Annotated in this window: 14 protein-coding genes and 1 riboswitch; of the genes, 5 read left to right on the top strand and 9 right to left on the bottom strand. The window is 60.0% G+C overall.

Annotation, left to right across the window (positions count from 1 at the left end):
- Positions 1 to 61: 61 nt before the first annotated feature.
- The 5 genes from AB7M26_RS10425 to AB7M26_RS10405 all read right to left on the bottom strand — a co-directional run bounded on the left by AB7M26_RS10425 (position 62) and on the right by AB7M26_RS10405 (position 9268).
- Positions 62 to 2800: a LuxR C-terminal-related transcriptional regulator gene (locus tag AB7M26_RS10425; RefSeq protein ID WP_123501251.1), complete on the bottom strand. Its 2739-nt coding sequence runs from the start codon at positions 2798 to 2800 to the stop codon at positions 62 to 64.
- A gap of 242 nt (positions 2801 to 3042) precedes the next feature.
- Positions 3043 to 4407, bottom strand: coding sequence for a DUF1329 domain-containing protein (locus AB7M26_RS10420; RefSeq protein ID WP_123501253.1), 1365 nt, complete (start codon positions 4405 to 4407; stop codon positions 3043 to 3045).
- A 28-nt stretch (positions 4408 to 4435) separates the two neighbouring features.
- Positions 4436 to 6325, bottom strand: a complete 1890-nt coding sequence (locus AB7M26_RS10415; RefSeq protein WP_123501255.1) for a DUF1302 domain-containing protein — start codon at positions 6323 to 6325, stop codon at positions 4436 to 4438.
- Between the two features lie 334 nt (positions 6326 to 6659).
- Positions 6660 to 8342: a fatty acid--CoA ligase gene (locus AB7M26_RS10410; RefSeq protein ID WP_123501257.1), complete on the bottom strand. Its 1683-nt coding sequence runs from the start codon at positions 8340 to 8342 to the stop codon at positions 6660 to 6662.
- 296 nt (positions 8343 to 8638) lie between these two features.
- Positions 8639 to 9268: a LysE family translocator gene (locus AB7M26_RS10405; RefSeq protein WP_123501259.1), complete on the bottom strand. Its 630-nt coding sequence runs from the start codon at positions 9266 to 9268 to the stop codon at positions 8639 to 8641.
- Between the two features lie 319 nt (positions 9269 to 9587).
- Here AB7M26_RS10405 and AB7M26_RS10400 point away from each other — a divergent pair, with 319 nt between their 5' ends.
- The 3 genes from AB7M26_RS10400 to AB7M26_RS10390 all read left to right on the top strand — a co-directional run bounded on the left by AB7M26_RS10400 (position 9588) and on the right by AB7M26_RS10390 (position 12426).
- On the top strand, positions 9588 to 10553 hold the full coding sequence (locus AB7M26_RS10400; RefSeq protein ID WP_123501261.1) for a 2-hydroxyacid dehydrogenase: 966 nt from the start codon (positions 9588 to 9590) through the stop codon (positions 10551 to 10553).
- A gap of 33 nt (positions 10554 to 10586) precedes the next feature.
- Positions 10587 to 11585 (top strand): class I SAM-dependent methyltransferase, encoded by a 999-nt coding sequence (locus tag AB7M26_RS10395; RefSeq protein ID WP_123501263.1) that lies wholly within the window; start codon positions 10587 to 10589, stop codon positions 11583 to 11585.
- Between the two features lie 40 nt (positions 11586 to 11625).
- Positions 11626 to 11750, top strand: a riboswitch (yybP-ykoY riboswitch).
- Between the two features lie 91 nt (positions 11751 to 11841).
- Positions 11842 to 12426, top strand: coding sequence for a TMEM165/GDT1 family protein (locus AB7M26_RS10390; protein WP_123501348.1), 585 nt, complete (start codon positions 11842 to 11844; stop codon positions 12424 to 12426).
- 150 nt (positions 12427 to 12576) lie between these two features.
- On the opposite strand, the gene AB7M26_RS10385 is transcribed toward AB7M26_RS10390, so the two are convergent.
- Complete coding sequence (locus tag AB7M26_RS10385) at positions 12577 to 13395, bottom strand: M48 family metallopeptidase (RefSeq protein ID WP_429374918.1); 819 nt, start codon at positions 13393 to 13395, stop codon at positions 12577 to 12579.
- A gap of 274 nt (positions 13396 to 13669) precedes the next feature.
- Between AB7M26_RS10385 and AB7M26_RS10380 the strand changes: the two genes are divergently transcribed.
- A complete protein-coding gene (locus AB7M26_RS10380) occupies positions 13670 to 15811 on the top strand; it encodes a methyl-accepting chemotaxis protein (protein WP_429384126.1) in 2142 nt (713 codons plus the stop codon).
- A gap of 106 nt (positions 15812 to 15917) precedes the next feature.
- Here the strand turns inward: AB7M26_RS10380 and AB7M26_RS10375 are convergent, their stop codons facing one another.
- The 3 genes from AB7M26_RS10375 to AB7M26_RS10365 are packed head-to-tail and all read right to left on the bottom strand — an operon-like array spanning position 15918 to position 17031.
- The gene (locus AB7M26_RS10375; protein WP_123501269.1) at positions 15918 to 16541 is read right to left on the bottom strand and encodes an SOS response-associated peptidase; all 624 of its coding nucleotides are present in this window, start codon (positions 16539 to 16541) and stop codon (positions 15918 to 15920) included.
- 35 nt (positions 16542 to 16576) lie between these two features.
- Complete coding sequence (locus AB7M26_RS10370; protein WP_123501271.1) at positions 16577 to 16837, bottom strand: putative signal transducing protein; 261 nt, start codon at positions 16835 to 16837, stop codon at positions 16577 to 16579.
- A gap of 11 nt (positions 16838 to 16848) precedes the next feature.
- A complete protein-coding gene (locus AB7M26_RS10365) occupies positions 16849 to 17031 on the bottom strand; it encodes a CPXCG motif-containing cysteine-rich protein (protein WP_123501273.1) in 183 nt (60 codons plus the stop codon).
- Positions 17032 to 17170: 139 nt separating this feature from the next.
- Here AB7M26_RS10365 and AB7M26_RS10360 point away from each other — a divergent pair, with 139 nt between their 5' ends.
- Entirely contained in the window at positions 17171 to 18337 is a 1167-nt protein-coding gene (locus AB7M26_RS10360) for a 1-acyl-sn-glycerol-3-phosphate acyltransferase (protein ID WP_123501275.1), read from the top strand.
- The last annotated feature ends 116 nt before the right edge of the window (positions 18338 to 18453 follow it).

Raw genomic sequence — 18453 nt, 5'->3', positions numbered from 1 at the left:
CAATGAAAACGCCCCGACTTGTTCGGGGCGTTTTCCTTTAAGAGATGCAGTTGTCCCTCAGTTAAGACAGAACGCCCAACTCCTTCGCCCTTGCCACCGCCTGGGTCCTGCGTTCTACCCCCAACTTACTGTTGATATGACTGGCATGGGTTTTCACCGTGTGCAGCGAAATAAACAACTGATCGCTGATTTCCTGGTTCGAACACCCTTGGGCGATCAGTCGCAGAACGGCCAGTTCACGCGTACTGAGCTGTTCGGCAGCTGGCGATGATTCCATCACCGGCCGAGAGGCCATGGCTGGAAGTTTTTCCGAGAGACTTTGCGAAACGGCCGTCGGTGCACAGAGTTGAAGTTGCCCGCGCAGCCAGTCCGAGTGCTCGGTCAGCAATGGATCAAACGGTTGCAGGACGCCTCCGGCGGCCGCTTCCAAAGCCTGGGCCAGCGCCTTGCGCGCCTCGGATTCGCGCCCGCCCGCCAGCAACAGCATGATTTTCTGACTGAGCGCCATCACGCTGAGCATCTGCCGGCCGCTGTGCTGACCGTGTTCATGCAACGCATTCAATCGCCCTTCGGCGAGCATGGGCTGGCCCTTCATCATGTCCAGCACCGCCTGTTGCAGTTCAATGTGCAGCGGCAGTTGCGGATGGAACTCCGGGGGGGCCGCCGGATGCTCGCCGTTGTAAGTCTGACCCAATCGCGTGAGCCAGGCTTCGGCGAGGTCGGTGCGGCCCTGGGCCAGCCAGAGTTCGCATTTGACCAGAGTGATCATCGCCAGGTAGTAAATCGGCGGGACGTCCCAGATGTGCATCAGGCGCTCGGCCTCGGCGAGTTCGGCGAAGGCTTTTGCGAATTCGCCGTTGTGGCCATCCAGCCGTGCGATCACGCAATGGCCGATCAGTACGCTGATGTCGCGACAGGCCCGGGCTTCGCCCAACCCTGCTTGCAAACGTGCCCGCGCAGCTTGGGGTTGCAAGCGCAGAGCCAGCAAAAATCCCTCGTATAAAATCAGCCGCGCGCGCACTGCGTACAGCCGTTGCGGGGATAAGCCTTGCAGGCGTTGCAGCCCCTGGCGGACTTCATCGAGTGAGCGAAGAATCTCCCCACGCGCCTGCAGCACACGGGCGCGGTCGTAATGGGCCAGCGCCTCGAACAATGGATTGCCGACCCGTTGTGCCAGTTCAAGGGACTCACGATTCAGCCCCCGGGCACGCCAGAGGTCGCTGTCGGCAATGGCCAGGTTCGACAATGTAGAGAGGCACATCAGGCGTTGCCCATAGCGTTTGGCCGGCAGGCTCTCCAGCGCTTCGGTGCAATAGCGCAACGTCAGCTCGCGATTGCCTCGGCCCCGGGCGATGATGCCGCTCAGGGCCAGCCATTGCGCCAGCATGGATTTTTGCGCAGTAGCCGACGGCGCCGGCAAGAAGTGGCTCAAATGGCTGGCCAGCTCCTCGGCGGCGTCCAGCTGGCAGGCCAGCCCCAACGCCCAGCTGTAGAGCACGATCAGCCGTGGTGTGCTGATCAGCAAGCTGTCGGGCAGGTCCATTTTCCAGCGCAGCAGCATGCCGACGTTCTGCTCGGCCAGCAGCTGTTCTTCGGAGAGGTTTTGCACCAGATTCGCCGCAACATCCAGATGCCCGGCACGCAACGCCTGCTCCACCGCCTCATCGAGTAACCCTTGAGAGTTGAACCAGCGGCAGGCACGCAGATGCAGGCTGGCCGTCGGCACTATCGCCTGGGCGGTGGGCCGGCTGCGCAGCAGGTCGGAAAACAGGTGGTGATAGCGATACCAGTGACCGTGTTCGTCCAGCGGCACCAGAAACACCTGATGCGCCAGCAGGAAACGCAGGATCTCGGCACTGTCATGGGCTTCGCGCACGGCGTCGCACAACTCGCTGCAAAAGCGCTCTTGGGGCGCGGTCTCGTACAGGAATGACTGCACCTCGGCGGGCAGGCAATCGATCACTTCTTCGAGCAGGTAATCGCGAATCAGCCCTTCCCCACCGTACAGCGATTGGGGCAATGCGCCCTCGCTGCCCGCCTCAGAGGCCGCCAGCAACCAGAAGCGCAGCCCGGCCACCCAGCCTTCACTGCGCTGGATCAAACTCTCCAGCGCCTCGCCACGCAATGAAATGCTGTGCCGATCAAGCAGGCTCAGGGTTTCATCGTGGGTCAGTCGAAGATCCTGTTCATGTAACTCGAGCAGTTGCCGCGACAGTCGCAGGCGTGCCAGATGCCAGTCGGGACGTTGCCGACTGGTGACCATGACCAGCAGACCATCGGGTAAATGATTGAGAAAAAATTGCAGGCAACGATCAAGCACCGGGCCCTGGGCCAGATGATAGTCATCGAGTACCAGTAACAGCGGCGTAGCGGGTGAAAGGTGCACAGCCAGTTCATCGAGCAAACCGTCCAGCCATTCTTCGAAGGCGAACGGCTGATGACGTTGGCGCATTTTCAGCAGCCCCAGCGCCTGGCTGCCCAGTTGCGGAAAATATTCCTGAAGACCTTCGAGCAGGCGCTCAAGAAAACGACCGGGATCACTGTCCCGAGGGCTCAACCCTAGCCACAGGCTTTGCCAGTGACCCGGCAACCCCTGGCAAAACTCCACCGCTAATGAACTCTTGCCGAACCCCGCTGGCGCGCTGACCAGCAATAGCCTGCCACCGAGGCCGGCGCTCAGACGCTCGCACAAACGCGGCCGCAGCACATGGCCGTCGGGCAGCGGAGGCCGGAAAAAGCGTCCGTCCAATGCTGCGACGGCAACGCTTGCAGGGCCCGGAAGTGGGGACAGATCAGTCATGGCCGGCTCTTGTTTGAAAGGCTGATGGCGGCGTTACAGATGTCCGCAGCCTAGCGGTAAACGAAGAGCTATTGAAGGTTATTGCTACAAATGGCTACAAAAAGACTACGAACAAAAGTGTCGATGAACCGACTAGCCTCGCAGGCTCGGCAGCTGCTACAACGATATTCATGAGCTTCCAAAAAAAAGCCCCGAACCAGTCGGGGCGTTTTTACGAGGATGCGGCCTCAGTTTACAACGTACTAACGAACGCCTTCCTGACGCAATGCTGCCGGCGTGAAGTCTGCGGTGCTGGCAGTGAAGCCGAAGTTATACGCCGACTTCTCTTCGTTCTTCATGCCCAGGGCCAGGTAGCGGCCCGATTGCAGGTCGTACAAGGTTTCGAGGGCGTACCACGGCACTTGCTTGTCGTAGTAGTTCTCGGAGTGAGCCTCGGCGACACGCCACAGTTGCCCGCGACCGTCGTAGTGGTCGACCACAGCCGCCTGCCAGGTGTCTTCGTCGATGTAGAAGTCACGTTTGGCGTAGATGTGACGCTGACCTTCCTTCAGGGTCGCAACCACATGCCAGACCCTGCGCAGCTCATAGCGAGTCAGGTCCTGGTTGATATGGCCGGCCTTGATGATGTCGGCGTACTTCAGTTGTGGCGAATCGAGCTTGTAGCTGTTGGAGGCGACGTACATCTCTTTCTTGCCTTCAAGCTTCCAGTCGTAGCGATCCGGCGCACCGTTGTACATGTCCAGGTTGTCGGAGGTACGCAGGCCATCGGCAGCGGTACCCGGCCCGTCATAGGACACTTGCGGCGCACGACGTACGCGGCGTTGCCCGGCGTTGTAGACCCACGCCGAACGCGGTTCTTTAACCTGGTCGAGGGTTTCGTGCACCAGCAGCACACCACCGGCCAGACGCGCCGGCGCGGTCACTTTCTGCTTGAAGTAGAACAGGATGTTGCCCGGATTTTTCGGGTCGTAATCCTTCATCTTGTCGCGGAACACGAACTGGTCCTCGAAGTACACCAGGCTGAACGAGCCGTTCGGCTGCGGCGTGGCCTGGGTGATCAGACGGGTCACACTGCCGCCGCGATAACGGGTGATGTGGTTCCAGATGACTTCAACGCCGCTTTTCGGAATCGGGAACGGGATCGCCGTTTCGAAGTTTTCCAGACCGTTGCCGCCGGACACCAGGTTAGTGTTGGTGGCGTTCTTCTTGATCGAGGCCAACACCTCATCCGGCACGGTGGCACCGCGATGGGACGGGTAGACCGGCATCTTGAAGGTTTCCGGGTAGCGCTTGAACATCGCGTACTGGCCCGGCGCGAGCTTGTCCTTGTACTGGTCGACGTTTTGCGCGGTGATGGTGAACTGCGGTTTTTCACTCGCGAACGGATCAGCCAGGAAACCCTTGCTGTCCACGCTACCGGCGTTTTTCGGCATGGGTTTCCAGGCCGGGATCGAACCGTCGGCGTTGCCCGCCATCTCGGCGCCCATCGGGGTCAGGCTCTTGCCCAGCTTGTCCGCTTCGGCTGCCGGGACCGCCGCCATGACACCGGTTGCCAGCAGCGACAGCCCCAGAACGCCAACGTGGAACAGACTCTTTGTTATTTTCATAAATGTGTTCGTCCTGAAAATACAGTGCTTAGAAGTTCACGCCGAAGCTGAGCGCAACGAAGTCGCGATCATCCACGGTGGTGTACTTGCCGTCGAAGAAGTTGGTGTACGCCAGGCTCGCGGTGTAGGTGTTCTGGTATTCGGCATCGACACCCAGGCTCACCGCTTTACGACCTTCCTCGAAGTTGCCGCCAGGGCCAGGCGAGTAACCGCTCACGTCGTGGGACCAGGCCACGTTCGGCTTGAGGTTCACACCGGCGAATACGTCGTTGTATTCCCAGATGGCGCGACCGCGATAACCCCACGACATCGCCGTGGTGAAGCCCTCGTCTTCGCAATTACGGCTGCGGTTGTTGGTTGCAGTACCTGCGCCGGCACCATTGATGGTGCTGGTGTTGAGGATCGCCGAACAGGTGTTGAGGCCGCCGGTAGCCGGCAGTTCACCAGGACCGTAGACCGGGTCACGGCCGTAACGGATTTCGGAGCTGCTTTCCAGGCCGCCAACATGGGTCACGCCCACTTCGCCCACCAGGGTCAGACGGCTGGCGCCCATGACCTGATCGAAGAAGTGCGTCAGCGTGGTCTGGAACTGGGTGATTTCTTTGCGGCGATAGCCGTGCAAATCCTGACCCGGTACACCGGGGAGCAACGAAGCGTTGGCCAAGGCACCGCCCAATGGGCGTACGCCGGCAAACAGGATGTCGGTGGAGTTGAGCTGCACAGGCGCGTTCGGACGGTAGCTGATCTCACCGCTCCACGCCGTACCGGTAGGCAGCGTGGTGGAGAAGCTCAAGCCGTAGAGACGGATGTCTTCCGGGTACTCGACGAAGTACTCGGAATTACCGGCGACCACCAGCGGCCCCAGCGCGCGGAACGCCGCCGGCAAAGCTGCCACGCCGTTGTAGATCGATTGCGGAGCACCTGTGGCGCTGAAGATCGGCGCCCGGCTGTGGTAGTTCATGAAGTACGCGCCGAACTCAGTGTCGAGCGGTTCGAACATGTACTTCAAGGACGCGCCCCACTGGCCGCTGTCCCGCGCATCGCGGTCAGGACCACGACGCACCAGTACACCTTCTTCGTTGACGTCGACGCCCGCGGCGGCCAATGGGCCCAATGCGATGGCTGGAATGGTCGAACGCTTGTTCAGCACACGCAGGTTGTCCTCGCAACCGTCGGCAATAATGTCCGGCTGGGAGAAGAAGGTGCCGCAGTTATCGACAACCGTCTGGTCCCATTCGAGCTGATAGAACGCTTCGGCCGACAGGTTGTCGGTCAGGCTCTGGGATACATAGAACATGTTGACCGGGATCAGGCCTTCCTTGACCTCGGCACCGGGACGACGGAACGCGGACACGTCAATCGGGTTGATCGAGTTGATGCCGCCGCCGATGAAAGTACTTTCCCCCCAGCTCACGACCTGCTTGCCCAGACGCACGGAACCCGGCTGATCGGCGATGGCGTAGTTGTGGTAGACGAAGGCGTCGAGGATCTGGCCGCCGGAGGACTTGGCGCCCTCCTTGCGGTTGCTGTCGCTGATGTCTTTGAACTCGCGGCTTTCATCCTTGAGCTCGAAGTCGTACCAGTATTTGCCCCGGACGAACACGCCGGTGTCGCCGTATTTCAATTCAAGGTCATGGATGCCCTTGAAGATCTTCGAGAAGGTTTCGCCGCTCTTGAAGTTGTTGTGACCGTCATCAGAGGTCTGGGACAGGCCGTGGCCCCCGTTATTGACGCCGATGAGGTTTTTGTTGGGGCTCTGAGTAGACCAACTGGCTCCGATCGACAGGGATGAGTCGAATTGACCCTCGATCTCACCGACGTTGAAACTGACGCCGAATGCAGGCCCGGCGAGCGAAGAGGCAAGACTGACCGCCAGGGGCAGTTTCGCCCGGTGCCAGAACTGGTTTACTGATGTCATCGACGCTACTCCATGTGCATTATTGTTATGGCTGAGTACTTTTAAAAACGTTGTGGGTGACCGCAAGCCAAGTGGTTCCGACGTCACGCCAAAGTTGCATCGCCCCGTTTTGTGCGCGCTCCGTTCTTAAAAATTCCTTGAGCGGACTATAGCCAGCAGGTAGTAGTGCTTGATCCCTCTAAAGTGTGATTTGCAGCTGCCGGCCACTCTGGAACAGTCCTTTCGCCAGTCCGACACCTGTCGGCACGGCAAGGATGGCTGAAAATTCGGATTTCACAAGCCAAGCGCTTGCTTGGTGGGTCTGGCGCGCCGTTTTCGGCGCGCCAGATGACGCTTAAAGCGTCGAGAGGAAGGTACTGTTGTTAGCCTGCCATTCGGTGATATCGACGCGGATGCGCTTCTTGTCGAGTTTGCCGACACTGGTCTTGGGAATTTCAGTAACAATGGCGATCTGGCTCGGGATGGCCCACTTGCTCAGGTGCCCCTGCTCAACGAACGGTTTGAGGTGCTCCTTGAGCTCCTTGGCCCCGATCTCATGCCCATCCCTGACGACCAACAGCGCAAACGGCCGCTCGCCCCACTGCGGATCGGCGATGCCCACCACTGCTACTTCGCGTACCGCAGGGTGGCGGCTGATCAGGTCTTCCAGGTCCAGGGAGGAGATCCACTCGCCGCCGGTCTTGATCACGTCCTTGATCCGGTCACGAATGTCGATCACGCCCATGCTGTCCAGGGTCGCCACGTCGCCGGTGTGCAACCAGCCCCCGGCCCAGAGCTCTGCGCCTTTCTGCGGTTCGTTGAAATAGCCCTCGGTGAGCCACGGTGCTCGCAGCACCAGTTCGCCCTGGGTCTCACCATCGGCAGGCAGGAAGTTGCCGTCGGTGTCGACGATCGCCGCCTCGACCAGTGGCCCCGGCACACCGGCCTTGATCCGGTAGGTAGTGCGTTCGTCTTCGGTGCCGGCCATCAGCTCATCGTTGAGGTGCGCGCAAGATACCAATGGCCCGGTTTCCGACATGCCGTAAGCGGCGGTCAACTGAATGCCTTTGGCTTTGGCCGCTTCATACAGCGCACGGTTGAGCGCACTGCCGCCGATGACGATTTTCCAGCCGCCGAAATCGGTGTTCTGCGCCGCTTTGGCATTGAGGAGCATTTGCAGAATGGTCGGCACGCAGTGGGAAAAGGTCACCTTCTCCTTGCGCCACAACTCCACCAGATACTCGGGATCGTAACGGCCGGGGTAGACCTGCTTGAGCCCGAGCATGGTCGCGACATACGGCAAGCCCCAAGCGTGCACATGGAACATCGGGGTGATCGGCATGTACACATCGTTGGTGCCCAGCAGGCGCACGCTGTCGATGGAACCCATGATGGTCGACACACCCATGGTGTGCAGCACCAGTTGCCGGTGGGTGAAATACACGCCTTTGGGGTTACCCGTGGTGCCGGTGGTGTAGAACGTGGTGGCAACCGAGTTTTCGTCGAAGTCTTCAAAGTCGTATTGCGTGCTGGCGGCAGCCAGCAATTGCTCGTATTCGCCAATCAGGTTCGGCAGGTCGGCGGTTTTTTCCGGCAGGTCGGTCAACAGCAGGGTTTTCTCCACGGTGGTCAGGTGCCCGGCAATCGCCTTGTACAACCCGACGAACTCGCTGTTGACCAGCACGAAGCGGTCCTCGGCGTGGTTCATGGTGTAGAGAATCTGTTCCGGCGACAGGCGTACGTTGATGGTGTGGATCACCGCACCGATCATCGGGATGGCAAACATGCATTCCAGGTAGCGATGGCTGTCCCAATCCATCACTGCCACGGTATCCCCGGCCTTCACGCCAGCGGCCGTCAGCACATTGGCCAGCCGCGCGACCCGCTCGATGAGGGTCGGATAGCTGTAGCGCAATTGATCGCGGTAGATGATCTCGCGGGTTTTTTCGTAACGGGCACCGGACATCAGCAGCCGTTTAATCAACAGCGGATACTGGTAAGCGCCCTCGGCTGGGGGGATAACGCGAGTCTGCAACATAAGAGTCCCTTTTCTGACTGCACGGTCTTGGTTTCTAAAGCTAAGCACTCTAGAGCCCTTGAACGCCAGCCAAATCAGCCAAAGGGATGATTTGCACAGCCGTATAAATGCTAGCTTTACGCCAGCATTTGCAGGGATTCGTTTGTATATCTGATGCGCAGCTGAATCAGGCGTAGGAGCTGCCGAAGGCTGCGATCTTTTGGCCCTGAGCGATTTCGATATCGCTGAAGATCAAAAGATCGCAGCCTTCGGCAGCTCCTACGAGGGACCGCGCAGTTCGGCAGAGTAGTGTTTGATCAATGCATCTCGGTGAACGCGAGTTTCACGCCGATGGCAATCAGCACTGCGCCCATGGTCCGGTCGAACCAGTGGCCCATGCGGGCGAAACCGGCGCGCACGCGCTGTTGGCTGAACAGCATCGCCACCAGGCAGAACCAGACTGCCGTCGCCGCTGCCAGATACATCCCGTAACCGGCCTGTACCGCCAATGGAGTGTGCGGGTTGATCACCACGGTGAACAGCGACAGGAAAAACAGCGTGGCTTTCGGGTTCAAGCCATTGGTCACGAAGCCCGAGGTGAAAGCGCCCCGCGCGGTGCGTTCGCCGGCTTCCTGGTGCAGATCATCAGCCGCAGGTGGGGCCGGTTGCGCACGCAAGGCCTTGAAGCCGATGTACAGCAGATACGCGGCGGCGGCCCATTTCAAGGCGTTGAACAGCACGATCGACTGAGACACGATCAGCCCGATACCCAACAGCGAATAACCAACGTGCAGGAAAATCGCCGAACCGACGCCCAACGCCGTCCAGGTTCCGGCACGGCGCCCGTGGGTCACGCTCTCACGCACCACCACGGCGAAGTCCGGGCCGGGGCTGGCGACGGCCAGCAGGTGAATCAGGGCAACAGTCAAGAACTCTGTCCAGTACATGGGGGCTCCTTTTGGGCGGGGCGATCAATAAAATTTTTCGAGGCAAACTTCACCCCTTTGCCACCTTTCCAATTTGTGGCGTCTGCCAACATGTGGCGAGGGAGCTTGCTCCCGTTCGGCTGCGAAGCAGTCGTAAAACCGGATGACACGGTATGTCTGACAATACACGGTCGCCTGGGTTGGGGCCGCTGCGCAGCCCAGCGGGAGCAAGCTTCCTCGCCACAGGTTTGTGGCCAGGCCAGACAATGCGTAACTGTTTATTTCATCTGGTAGGCTCGGCAGATTACGCCTTCAGTTCAATGCACAAAAGGTACAGTTGATGACGAACTCTCGCCGCGCCGTTTTCCTCGACCATCCGTCCCTGGATCTCGGCGATCTCGATCTCAACCCACTTCGCGAGTGCTTCAGCGACTTGCAGCTGTTCGCGCAGACCACGCCTGATCAAGTGATCGAACGCCTCAAAGGCGCCAGCGTCGCGATCAGCAACAAGATTGTGATCGACGCAGCGGCCATGGCGGCCAGCCCGGAATTGAAGCTGATCTTGATCACCGCCACCGGCACCAACAACGTCGACCTCGCCGCCGCTCGCGCCCACGGGATCACCGTTTGCAACTGCCAGGGTTACGGCACGCCGTCTGTGGCTCAGCACACGATCATGTTGTTGCTGAATCTGGCGACGCGCCTGGCCGACTATCAAAAGGCGGTCGCCGAAGGTCGCTGGCAACAGGCGAAACAGTTCTGTCTGCTGGATTACCCGATCGTCGAACTGGAAGGCAAAACCCTCGGTCTGCTTGGCCATGGCGAACTGGGCAGTGCCGTGGCGCGGTTGGCCGAGGCGTTCGGCATGCGCGTGTTGCTGGGGCAGATTCCGGGGCGCCCTGCCCGGCCGGATCGCCTGCCGCTGAACGAGCTGCTGTCGCAAATCGATGCCCTGACCCTGCACTGCCCGCTCAACGAACACACGCGCCACTTCATCGGCGCCCGCGAACTGGCCTCGATGAAACCCGGGGCCTTCGTGGTCAACACCGCGCGCGGTGGTTTGATTGACGAGCAAGCATTGGCCGATGCCCTGCGCAACGGTCATCTGGGCGGCGCGGCAACCGACGTGTTGAGCGTCGAACCACCCACTGCGGGCAATCCGCTGCTGGCCCAGGATATTCCACGGCTGATCGTCACCCCGCACAACGCCTGGGGCAGTCGCGAGGCGCGGCAGCGAATCGTTGGCCAGTTGACCGAAAACGCCCAAGGCTACTTCAGCGGTCAAGCGCTGCGGGTCGTCAGTTGATAAACTGCGGCACTTTTTTTCAAGGAGCAGAGTATGGATCCGCGCAGTGAAGTACTGCTTCGTCAGGCCGAGTTATTCCAGGGCTCGGTGTTGCTGGCCGGTTTGCCCGCCGATGATTTGCTGGGCCGCTTGCCCGATGCCCACGGTTGGTGCTGGCACGCCGGCGATCAAGCGGCGCTGGACGCCCGTTTCGCCGAGCGCAGCCATTTTGGTGTGAATGCGCCGGAGCGCGAGTTCGACAGCGCTGTGGTATTCCTGCCCAAGTCCAAAGACCTGACCGACTACATCCTCAACGCCATCGCCTCTCGTTTGGCCGGCCGTGAGTTGTACCTGGTGGGCGAAAAACGTAGTGGTATCGAAGGCGCGGCCAAGCAGCTGAACCCCTTCGGCAAACCCCGCAAGCTCGACAGCGCACGGCATTGCCAGCTCTGGCAGGTCACCGTGGCCAATGCACCAGAAGCCAAGTCACTGGAAAGTCTGGCCCAGGAATATGAACTGCCATTGGCCGAAGGCCCATTGAAAGTCATCAGCCTGCCGGGCGTGTTCAGCCATGGTCGACTGGATCGCGGCAGCGCCCTGTTGCTGGAACATCTGGACAAACTGCCCAGCGGCCACTTGCTGGACTTCGGTTGCGGCGCGGGTGTGTTGGGGGCGGCGGTCAAGCGGCGTTATCCGCACAACCAGGTCACCCTGCTCGATGTGGACGCGTTTGCTGCCGCCAGCAGTCGCCTGACCCTGGCCGCCAACGGCCTGGACGCGGAGGTGCTGACCGGTGACGGCATCGATGCCGCCCCCATGGGTTTGAGCGCGATTCTGAGCAACCCACCGTTCCATGTCGGCGTACACACCGATTACTTCGCCACCGAGAATTTGCTGCGAAAAGCGGCGAAACATCTGAAAAACGGCGGCGAACTTCGGCTGGTAGCGAACAGTTTCCTGAAGTATCAACCGCTGATCGAAGAGCACTTGGGCGTGTGTGCAATCAAGGCTGAAGGACAAGGTTTCCGAATCTACCGGGCCAAACGCGGCTGATAAATAAGTGCTTGCCTAACGGATTCTGCCTAGGCAGAATCCGCTCCGTCCTAGGGGAGTAGTCTCCCACGAGCGCCATGCTCGTCCGGCATACGTCAACATACTTGGTCAAAAGACCATGGCGTATGCGACCCAAGCGTCCGCATCAGACGGATCGCAGGGTTTGACAAGACCTATGACACGAACACCTTACCCGGGGCGGGAAGGCTGTACGTGTCATAGCCGTGTCGACCCGCCCCTTAGGAAAACCCTGATGATGCTGGACTCTCTACTCGTTCCCACCGCAATCGTTGCCTTGGCCGAAATCGGCGACAAGACGCAACTGCTCGCGCTCATTCTCGCTGCCCGCTTTCGCAAACCCTGGCCGATCATCGCCGGCATCGTCGCCGCGACCCTGGCCAACCATGCGGCAGCCGGTGCGGTAGGCGCCTGGTTCGGCAGTTTCTTCTCGAATGCGACGTTGCACTGGATCCTCGCCGCGAGCTTCGCCGCCACGGCCCTGTGGACCCTGGTGCCGGACAAGATGGACGAAGACGAAGCCAGCACCGCCCGCAAATTCGGGCCGTTCCTGACCACGCTGATTGCGTTCTTCCTCGCGGAAATGGGCGACAAGACCCAAGTCGCAACCGTGATGCTCGCGGCGCAATACCCGGACCTGTGGCTGGTGATCATCGGCACAACCGCCGGGATGTTGATTGCTAACGTGCCGGTGGTACTGGCAGGTAACTTTGCGGCAGACAAACTGCCCTTGACCCTGATCCGTCGCCTGGCGGCGTCGGCGTTCCTGGTGTTGGCAATTGTAGCGGTGTACACGGCGATGGAGAGTAGTGGGTGGGTTTGATGCGGTAGGTCAGTAGACCGCGTTATCGTTCTTCGCGGGCAAGCCCGCTCCCACAGTGGATTTTTGGTGTACACAAAATCTGTGTTCACACTGATCAAATGTGGGAGCGGGCTTGCCCGCGAAGGCGTCAGCAGCTTCACCCAATGACTATCAGGATTTCGATGCTTTCTCATACAACGGCATCACCTTCGGAATCGCCGCCTGCAAGGCAGCAATCCGACTGGCCGACGCCGGGTGAGTGCTCAAGAACTCTGGCGGCGCGCCATTCGAGGCTTTGCTCATTTTGTTCCACAGGGTAATCGCCGCGTTCGGGTTGTACCCCGCGCGGGCAGCCAATTCGAGGCCGATCAAGTCTGCTTCGTTTTCATTGCCGCGACTGTTGGGCAAGGTCATGGCGTATTTGACCACGGTGTCCGCCATGGCCAGGCTGACCGGCCCCACATTGAACAACGCAGCAACGCCCTGCTTGGCCGCTTCGATGCCGTAAGCCTTGGACATCGCTTCGCGACCGTGCTCACGCAAGGCGTGAGCGATTTCATGGCCGATGATGGCGGCGATTTCGTCGTCGGTGAGATGCAGGGTGTCGATCAGCCCGGTGTAGAAAATGATCTTGCCGCCAGGCCCGCAGGAGGCATTCAGCTCGTCGCTCTTGATCAGGTTCACTTCCCATTGCCACTGGGCCGAATCCGGACGGAACACCGGCGCCTGGGCAATCAGGCGATTGGAGATCGCCTGAACGCGCTTGGCATTGTTACTGGTTTTGTCCAGCACGCCTTTACTGTTCGCCTCCCCGACGGTCTTTTGATAAGACTGGGCGTACATCTGGTTGACCTCAGAGGTCGACAACATGCTGAACATGTATTGCTTGCGCTCAACGCCCACGGCCCCACCGCTAGTGGTGTTGACCGACTGACAACCGGCGAGCAGCAGACCTGCGCTCAGTGCACACAAAACCAATGTCTTATTCATCAAGAAGCTCCCTGGAAACATGCCGCGTATCCTAGGTGGGGATTTGTATCGGCGCCAGATACAACGGACGTGTAGCACGTACATTTCAGACAAAGCCCTTGTCACCGTAGGAAAAATTTCACATAACAGTGCCTACCACGGCCGCTCACGGCCAGCAGTGATTCATTTGCGACATCCAGCACGCCAAAACAGCCAATTCGTCATGCGTCGTTCATGACCTTCCAGCTTCCTGCCGATACAGCACCGCAGACGTCCTCTTGCGTGCGGAGCACCCATGAAATTCAAGTCGATCCAGTTTTCCGTTGCCGCCCTGGCCGGCGCCATTGTGCTCAGCGTCGTTGCAGCCCTGGTGATGTATGCGCTGTTTTCCGGCGCCCGGACCCAAGACATGGTCCAGCAACGGACTCAGGCACAGTTCGAACAAGTCATCGAACAACGCCTGACCTCGCTGGCGCAAACCCAGGTCAGCCAGATCCAGCGCGAACTCGAAGCACCGCTGCTGATTGCCGGCGGGCTGGTTCGCGTCAACGCGTTGATCGGTACCCCGGGCGCCGATGGTCAGCCACAGTTGAGCCTGAGCCGTGAGCAATTGATCAACTTGATCAAGGAAAACGTCGCCCGCAACCCGAAAATTCTCGGCACCTACATCGGCTGGGAAAAAAACGCACTCGACCACAACGATGCGGCCTACATCGACACCCCAGTGGTCGGCATCGACGCCAGCAACGGGCGCTTCCTGCCGTGGTGGTTCCGCAACGAAGACGGCAGCCTGGGCCTGGACAAACTGGTGGACGTCGACGACCAGAAAACCCTGTCCACCGGTGTGCGCGCCAGCGAGTACTACCTGTGCTCCAAGGAAACCAAAAAATCCTGCGTGATCGATCCGGCGCCCTACAAGGTCGGCGACAAGATCGTCATGCTCGCCTCCTTCATTGAACCGATCATGCTCAATGGCGCGTTCCAGGGCATCGTCGGCGCCGACCTGTCGGTGAACTTCATCCAGGAAATGCTCCTGGGGGCGAATCAGAAACTGTACAGCGGCGCCGGGGAAATGGCCCTGATCGGCGGTAACGGCCGGATCGTCGCCTACACCAAAGACCCGAGCAAATTCGGCGAAAAGGTCAGCGACATTCTCGACAGCAAGCAGATTGCCAACATGGCCAATCTCAAGCGCGGCGAAGTGACTTACACCGTCGACAAGGCCCAAGGCCGGATCGAGCTGTACCTGCCCTTCGGCATCGGCCAGACCGACGCCCGCTGGACCTTGATGCTGCAGCTGCCACTGAATGCGGTGATGGCGGACCTGCAAAAGCTTCAGGGTGATCTGGACGCACAGCGCAAATCCGACACCTTTGGCATGGCCATGGTCGGCCTGTTGATCGCGAGTATCGGTTTGCTGGTGATCTGGCTGGTGGGCCATGGCATTGCTCGCCCGCTCAAGCAAATGGTGGCGATGCTCGACGACATTGCCCAGGGCGAAGGCGACCTGACCCGTCGTCTGACCAGCGACCGCGCCGACGAATTGGGCTCGATCGCCAAAGGCTTCAACACTTTCCTCGCCAAGTTGCAGGCGATGATCACGCAAGTGGTGACGTCGGTGCAGAGCGTCAGTGATTCCTCGGAACACACCGCCGACATCGCCATTCGCACCAACATCGGCGTGCATAAACAAATGGCCGAGATCGATCAGGTCGCGACTGCCGTGCATGAAATGACCGCCACCGCCCAGGATGTCGCGCGCAATGCGACCCAGGCCGCGCAAGCCGCCAGCCATGCGGATCAGGCAGCGGCGCAAGGCATGCAAATCGTCCGGGATACGTCGAATTCAATTGGCGTTTTGGCGGTGGAAATCGGCAAGGCCGTCGGCGTGGTGCAGACCTTGGCCAAGGACAGCGAAAACATCAACGCGATCCTGACGGCCATTCGCGGCATCGCCGAGCAGACCAACCTGCTGGCCTTGAACGCGGCCATCGAAGCCGCCCGTGCCGGTGAGCAGGGTCGTGGGTTTGCAGTGGTGGCCGATGAAGTGCGCAACCTGGCGCAGAAAACCCAGAAGGCCACTGAAGAAATCCAGACCATGATCCAGCATCTGCAGCAAGGCACCCGTGATGTGGTGCGGGTCATGGAAGACAGCCAGAACCGCACCGACGAAAGCGTGCAACACGCGGCGAAAGCGGCCGAGGCGCTGGAGACCATTACCCAGGCGGTGTCGGTGATCAACGACATGAACACCCAGATCGCCAGCGCCGCCGAGGAACAGAGCGCGGTGGCGGACGATATCAACCGTAACGTGATCAACATCGGGCAAGTGGCCAATGAAGTGGCCGGCGGAGCGGATGAATCGAGCGCGGCCAGTGCGGATTTGACCAAGTTGGCGGAGCAGCAGCGGCGGTTGATCAATCAGTTCAAGGTTTGATCAAAGGGCCTATTCGCGGGCAAGCCTCGCTCCCACAGGTTTTGTGAACACCATAAATCTCTGTGGGAGCGGGCTTGCCCGCGATGACGTCAGCCCAGACAACAGATCAACCCGGGGTCAAACACTCCGGCCCATTAAGCTTCGGATCATTCACCAGATTCGCCAGCACCCGCTCGCGCAACGCCGCGGGCTCACTGGCCAGCAAGGCCTGCAAGGCATGCAACGGGGTGTCGGGGTCGAGCCAGGCTTGCTGCCCCGCCGCATCGAGAATCAACGGTCGACGCTGGCTCGAAGCCGGCTGGGTGATCACCGCCGTACTCAACCAAACCTGCTCCTGCACCGGATACGCCTCCCAGATTGCCGCAAAGAACAGCGCCGAACCTTCCCCCGGGGTCAGCCAGTACGGACGTTTGCGGGTGGTGCCGCGCCATTCATAGAAACCATTGGCCGGTAGCAGGCAACGACGCAAGCGCAAGGCTTCGCGAAACATCGGCTGTTCGGTAACGGTTTCGGCGCGGGCATGGGCCGGGGTGCGGGACAAGTCGGTCAGCCACGGCGGCGTCAGGCCCCAGCGGGCGCGGGCCAACTCACGTTGCCCGTCTGCGCCGGCACGCAGCATCAACACCGAATCGTTGGGGGAGATATTCCACTGGGCCTGCTGATCGGCGGGGAATCCGGGCAGGGCCGCGAAGGCGGGGTTCCAGCGAAACAGGGCATAACGTCCACACATGGGGCAATACGACTCTTGATCAAACGAACGTCAGCCTAACAGACCAGCGTGCCGGGAAAACTCTCCGGCTCATCGCCGGACAGCGGCAGCGCGGCATTGTACGCGGTGATCAGCTCCCGAGCGTATTCGGCCTGATCGTTATCGACCGATAAGCCCAGCAGGCCGAATATCGGCAATTCCCCGGTGCCGCCGATCAAATCCCGGCCCACCAGATGCGCCTCGATACCCTCGCTGGCGAGCATGCTTTGAAGCAGTTCGCCTTCCATAAGGTTTTCCGGTTCGTAGATGCGCTGCATGGGCCGCCCTCTCATTCATTTTCGCTGCGGACTTCGAGATGCCATTCCTCTCCGTGAACCTGCAACACAAACGTAATCGGCCGACAACACACCTGACAGTCCTCGATATAGGTCTGATCGCCTCCTGACAGGTCTACAGAAGTCTCAACCACTTCACCACAATACGGACATTCATACTGCGCAGTTTCCAGCATCGCGGTCTCCCAAGTGACTTGTGCGTATAATCGCCGGTCTATTTGCAGGGCTATTTTCGTCTGGCTAACTTTTCAGACCGTGCCCCGTTGGTTTTCGATCAAAACCTTTACTTACCCTAGCCGTTTCTAACAAGAGAGCATGATGGGCGAATTCGATGCCATCCGACCTTACGACGACAGCGAAGTCCCGGCAGTGCTGAACCGGCTGCTCGGCGACAAGGCGTTTCTAGATATCCTCATCCACTTCCGCTTCCCGCGCTATGCCGGTGCCTTCGGCTGGATGCTCAAACCTCTTATAGCGCATCGGCTGCGCCGTGAGTTCGCCGGCATCACGTCGGTGGCCACCTTGCAGGACAAAGTCGAGTTTTACGTCGACCACACCATCGAGCGCGCCACGGACGGGGTGACCTACACCGGCGTGGAGCAATTCAAATCCGGCAGCGCCTACCTGTTCATCGCCAACCACCGCGACATCGTGATGGACCCGGCCTTCGTCAACTACGCCGTGTACCATGCCGGCCTGCCGACCCCACGCATTGCCATTGGCGACAACCTGCTGCAAAAGCCTTTTGTCAGCGATTTGATGCGCCTGAACAAGAGCTTCATCGTGCACCGTTCGATCACTGGTCGCCGGGAAAAAATGGCGGCGTATCAGCTGTTGTCGGCGTACATCAACCACTCGATCCGCAACGACTGCGCCTCGATCTGGATTGCCCAGGCCGAAGGCCGGGCCAAGGATGGCGACGACCGCACCGAGTCGGCGATCCTCAAGATGTTCCACATGAGCCGCAAGGACGAGCCGTTCGGCGAAGTCATCCGCTCGCTGAACCTCACCCCGGTGTCGATCAGCTACGAATACGACCCGTGCGACCAGGCCAAGGCGCGCGAGCTGTACATCCGCGCCACCACCGGCAGCTACACCAAGGTGCCGGGCGAGGATGACGTGAGCATCGCCAAAGGTATCACCGGTTACAAAGGCCGGGTCCATGTGAACTTCGCCGCGCCGATCACCGAATTGTTCGAAGATACCAAGCAATTGGCGATCGAAATGGACAAGCAAATCCTCAGCGGTTATCGGTTGTTCCCGGTGCACTACCTGGCGTATGCGCAGTGGAAAGACGCCGACCCGCAACTACAGGTGCCGAAAGCGGCCGAGGTGTTTGCGGCCGACGAACTGGCCAAGGCCCAGGAAGAATGGCAGCGCCGGCTGGAGGCTTGCCCTGAGGAGCATCGTCCGTTTCTGGTGCTGCAATATGCGACGCCGGTGCGCAATCAGTATCGGGTCAAGGCCGGGTTGCCGCTTTAAGCGATTTTGGCTGGATACGACAACGGCGCCCTCGGGCGCCGTTTTTGTTTGTCTTGATGCGACAGGACAGTCTGGCACTGTACTTGTGGCGAGGGAGCTTGCTCCCGCCCGGCTGC

This window comes from Pseudomonas sp. F-14 TE3482 (assembly GCF_053629455.1).
The sequence above is the reverse complement of the archived record's forward strand: the minus strand, read 5'-3'. Positions and strand labels throughout refer to the sequence as shown.

What these genes read in the sequence shown, in the direction of transcription:
- AB7M26_RS10395 (WP_123501263.1), top strand. Translation starts at nt 10,587, where the DNA reads ATGGATCCGCGCAGTGAAGTACTGCTTCGTCAGGCCGAGTTATTCCAG.
- AB7M26_RS10410 (WP_123501257.1), bottom strand. Translation starts at nt 8,342, where the DNA reads ATGTTGCAGACTCGCGTTATCCCCCCAGCCGAGGGCGCTTACCAGTAT.
- AB7M26_RS10400 (WP_123501261.1), top strand. Translation starts at nt 9,588, where the DNA reads ATGACGAACTCTCGCCGCGCCGTTTTCCTCGACCATCCGTCCCTGGAT.
- AB7M26_RS10415 (WP_123501255.1), bottom strand. Translation starts at nt 6,325, where the DNA reads ATGACATCAGTAAACCAGTTCTGGCACCGGGCGAAACTGCCCCTGGCG.
- AB7M26_RS10420 (WP_123501253.1), bottom strand. Translation starts at nt 4,407, where the DNA reads ATGAAAATAACAAAGAGTCTGTTCCACGTTGGCGTTCTGGGGCTGTCG.
- AB7M26_RS10380 (WP_429384126.1), top strand. Translation starts at nt 13,670, where the DNA reads ATGAAATTCAAGTCGATCCAGTTTTCCGTTGCCGCCCTGGCCGGCGCC.
- AB7M26_RS10370 (WP_123501271.1), bottom strand. Translation starts at nt 16,837, where the DNA reads ATGCAGCGCATCTACGAACCGGAAAACCTTATGGAAGGCGAACTGCTT.
- AB7M26_RS10375 (WP_123501269.1), bottom strand. Translation starts at nt 16,541, where the DNA reads ATGTGTGGACGTTATGCCCTGTTTCGCTGGAACCCCGCCTTCGCGGCC.
- AB7M26_RS10425 (WP_123501251.1), bottom strand. Translation starts at nt 2,800, where the DNA reads ATGACTGATCTGTCCCCACTTCCGGGCCCTGCAAGCGTTGCCGTCGCA.
- AB7M26_RS10405 (WP_123501259.1), bottom strand. Translation starts at nt 9,268, where the DNA reads ATGTACTGGACAGAGTTCTTGACTGTTGCCCTGATTCACCTGCTGGCC.
- AB7M26_RS10365 (WP_123501273.1), bottom strand. Translation starts at nt 17,031, where the DNA reads ATGCTGGAAACTGCGCAGTATGAATGTCCGTATTGTGGTGAAGTGGTT.
- AB7M26_RS10360 (WP_123501275.1), top strand. Translation starts at nt 17,171, where the DNA reads ATGATGGGCGAATTCGATGCCATCCGACCTTACGACGACAGCGAAGTC.
- AB7M26_RS10390 (WP_123501348.1), top strand. Translation starts at nt 11,842, where the DNA reads ATGCTGGACTCTCTACTCGTTCCCACCGCAATCGTTGCCTTGGCCGAA.
- AB7M26_RS10385 (WP_429374918.1), bottom strand. Translation starts at nt 13,395, where the DNA reads ATGAATAAGACATTGGTTTTGTGTGCACTGAGCGCAGGTCTGCTGCTC.